The 2,836-nt window shown below is 60.8% G+C and carries 3 protein-coding genes and 1 pseudogene; 1 reads left to right on the top strand and 3 read right to left on the bottom strand.

What is annotated here, in order from left to right; translation table 11 throughout:
* Together AC1DWI_RS18895 and AC1DWI_RS18890 are read right to left on the bottom strand one after the other, a co-directional pair.
* Positions 1-126, bottom strand: a 126-nt coding sequence (locus tag AC1DWI_RS18895; protein WP_477725437.1) for an SDR family NAD(P)-dependent oxidoreductase, incomplete at its 3' end; no start/stop codon positions are given.
* A 224-nt stretch (positions 127-350) separates the two neighbouring features.
* Positions 351-1,394, bottom strand: a complete 1,044-nt coding sequence (locus AC1DWI_RS18890) for an extracellular solute-binding protein (protein ID WP_477671035.1) — start codon at positions 1,392-1,394, stop codon at positions 351-353.
* Positions 1,395-1,514: 120 nt separating this feature from the next.
* On the opposite strand from AC1DWI_RS18890, the gene AC1DWI_RS18885 reads away from it, so the two are divergent.
* Entirely contained in the window at positions 1,515-2,408 is an 894-nt protein-coding gene (locus AC1DWI_RS18885) for a patatin-like phospholipase family protein (protein WP_477671227.1), read from the top strand.
* A gap of 239 nt (positions 2,409-2,647) precedes the next feature.
* Here the strand turns inward: AC1DWI_RS18885 and AC1DWI_RS18880 are convergent.
* Positions 2,648-2,836 (bottom strand): annotated as a pseudogene (locus tag AC1DWI_RS18880) (phasin family protein); the annotation flags it as partial.

Genomic DNA, 2,836 nt, shown 5'->3' with positions numbered 1-2,836 from the left:
GCCTTTATCTGCCTGCATGTCGGCGATGACGACTTTGGCGCCGTTGGCCACCAGCATGCGTGCCGTGCCTTCACCCAGGCCCGATGCGCCGCCGGTGACGATAAATACTTTGCCTGCGATTTCCATGGTGGTTCCTTGATGAAGATGGAGAGATTTTGAAGAGCTTGCGTGAACGTTTTGGGTGACGTTAACGTAAACGTCAATTATGGCGCATGAAAAGTACCCCCCGCGCTCGTTCACTTCGTGTGGTCGCTGCCCCCGAGGGACGCTTTTCATCTAGGGACGGCCCGGCGATGAAAAAGCCCGGCGCCTTTCGGCGGCCGGGCTTTTCGCAAAAGTGGGGCGTTGGCTTATTTGTAGCCGACACGGTCCAACATCTGCTGCACTTTGAGCTGGTTGTTGCCCACGGCGCTGATCGGGATGGTTTCAGACTTGAAGCTGCCATTGCCCGACGGTGTCATGGCCTTGAGCGCGGGATTGCTCACGCCCAGCCCCGGTACGGCGGCCCACTCGTTGTTGCCGTTGGCAAAGTACTCCTGTGCGCTCGGGCTGGCCAGATATTCCATGAACTTGACGGCGTTGGCCGTGTTCTTGGCGTTTTTGGCAACCGCCGCGCCGGCGATATTCACATGCGTGCCCCAGCTGTCCTGGTTGGGGAAGACCACGCCCACGCGGTCGGCCACGACTTTGTCTTCAGGCGCGTTGGAACGCATGATGCGCGCCAGGTAGTAGGTGTTGGTCAGCGCAATGCCGCACTCGCCGCTGGCCACGGCCTTGATCTGGTCGCTGTCGCCGCCCTTGGGGTCACGCGCCATGTTCGCCACCAAGCCCTTGAGCCATTGCTCGGCCTTGGCTTCGCCAAGATGCTCGGTCACCGCACCGAAGAGGGAGAGGTTGTACGGATGTGCACCGGAGCGGGTGCACAGCAGGCCCTTGTTCTTCGGGTCGGCCAGCTTTTCGTAGGTGTCCACGTCGGCTTTCTTGACCTTGAGCTTGTCAAACACCACAACGCGGGCGCGCGTCGAGAAGCCGAACCAGGTCGTGCCTTCGGCCGTTTCCTTGGCGCGCAACTTGGCCGGGATGGCGGCTTCCAGGGCGGGTGACTTGATGGGCTTGAAGAGGCCGTCCGCATCGCCCTTGTGCAGGCGCGCGGCATCGACCAGCAAAATCACGTCGGCAGGAGATGCCGTGCCTTCGGCCTTCAGGCGCGCCAAAATGCCGGCGTCATCCGCGTCCACGCGGTTCACCTTGATCCCGGTGGCCTTGGTGAAGTCGCTGTAGAGCTTTTCGTCCGTCTGGTAATGGCGGGCAGAATACAAGTTGACCACCTGTTCCTGCGCTGATGCCAAGCCTGCCAGCAGCATCAGCGACGAGAGAACCACTTTTTTGTACATAACTTTCCACTTCCTTACTGGTATTTTTAAAGCCCGGCCATGATAAAGCAAATAAGAATCATTCTTGGTAGTCCCCCTACGTTGTGCAAGCCTTCACGAGGGCTGGACTGGCTGGCGGGCATCGGCCTGGCTGCGGTTTTGTCGCTGTTTGCCGGCTGCGCCACAGCGCCGCCCGGACCGGCCGCGCCTGTAGCGCCGCTACCGGCGGAGGCCGCCAGAAAGCCGGTGCGCATCGGGCTGGCGCTGGGCGGTGGCGCGGCGCGCGGCTTTGCCCATGTGGGTGTGATCGCCGTGCTTGAGGAGGCCGGGCTCAAGCCGCAACTGGTGGTCGGCACATCAGCCGGCAGCCTGGTGGCGGCGCTGTACGCCAGTGGCAAGACCAGCGCGCAGCTGCAGCAGACCGCGCTGAACATGGAGGAAGTTGCCATCACCGACTGGATGCTGCCGATCATCGGCCGCGGCATGTTCCGCGGTGACGCGCTGGCCCGCTATGTCAACGACCTTGTGGCCAACCGGCTGATGGAAAACATGGCCATTCCGCTGGGCATCGTCGCCACCGATCTCAACAGCGGCCAGGCCGTGCTGTTCCAGCGCGGCGATACCGGCACAGCAGTGCGCGCATCCAGTGCGGTGCCGGCTGTGTTCGTGCCCGTCAAGATCAACGGCCGCGAGTATGTAGACGGCGGCCTGGTCTCACCGGTGCCTGTGCGCTTTGCCAGGCAGATGGGGGCCGACGTCGTGATTGCTGTCGACATCTCCAGCCCGCCCGAAGCCAACCTCGCCGGCGACACGTTGCAAATCCTGCTGCAGACTTTTGCCATCATGGGCAAAAGCATCAACCAGTACGARCTCAAGGATGCCGATGTCGTGGTCCGTCCGTCGCTTACGGGCCTGAAAAGCGCCGACTTCTCTGCGCGGCAGCGCGCCATCGATTCAGGCCGTGCGGCCATGTTGGCCGCGTTGCCACAGCTGAAGGCAAAGCTGGCCGCAGCGGGTGTGGCGATGGCAAGGTAGCTGCTATTGATTTGATAGCTGCTAGCGCTCGTCCCTATTGGGTAAAACGCCTGAATAGCTTAAATCGGGATGCGCCGGACAAAAAAAAGCCCAATCTTGCGACTGGGCTTAACTGGATCCGTGAAAATGAATTTCGAATGGATCCGAGGAGACAAGCGGTCTGGAATCGTGCTGTTACGCAAGGTTCCGGGATCAGGCTCCGGTCGTTCCCGCAGAAATGCGGGAACAATGAATAACAATTAACGCTTCTTGGAAGCGGTTTTCGTGGCGCTCACTGCGGATGCAGCCACGGTGTTGAAGTTGGCTTCAGCCATTTCGCTGGCTTGCTTGACAGCCTTTTGCATGGATTCGAATGCGTTATTCGCGGCAGCAACAGCGCTCTTCATCACGGCAACGGCGGTTTCGGAACCGGCTGGCGCATTTTTGGC

The organism is Polaromonas sp. P3_C2 (genome assembly GCF_056402675.1).
The sequence above is the reverse complement of the archived record's forward strand: the minus strand, read 5'-3'. Positions and strand labels throughout refer to the sequence as shown.

Coding starts and splice junctions, on each gene's coding strand:
- AC1DWI_RS18890 (WP_477671035.1), bottom strand. CDS start 1,394: ATGTACAAAAAAGTGGTTCTCTCGTCGCTGATGCTGCTGGCAGGCTTG.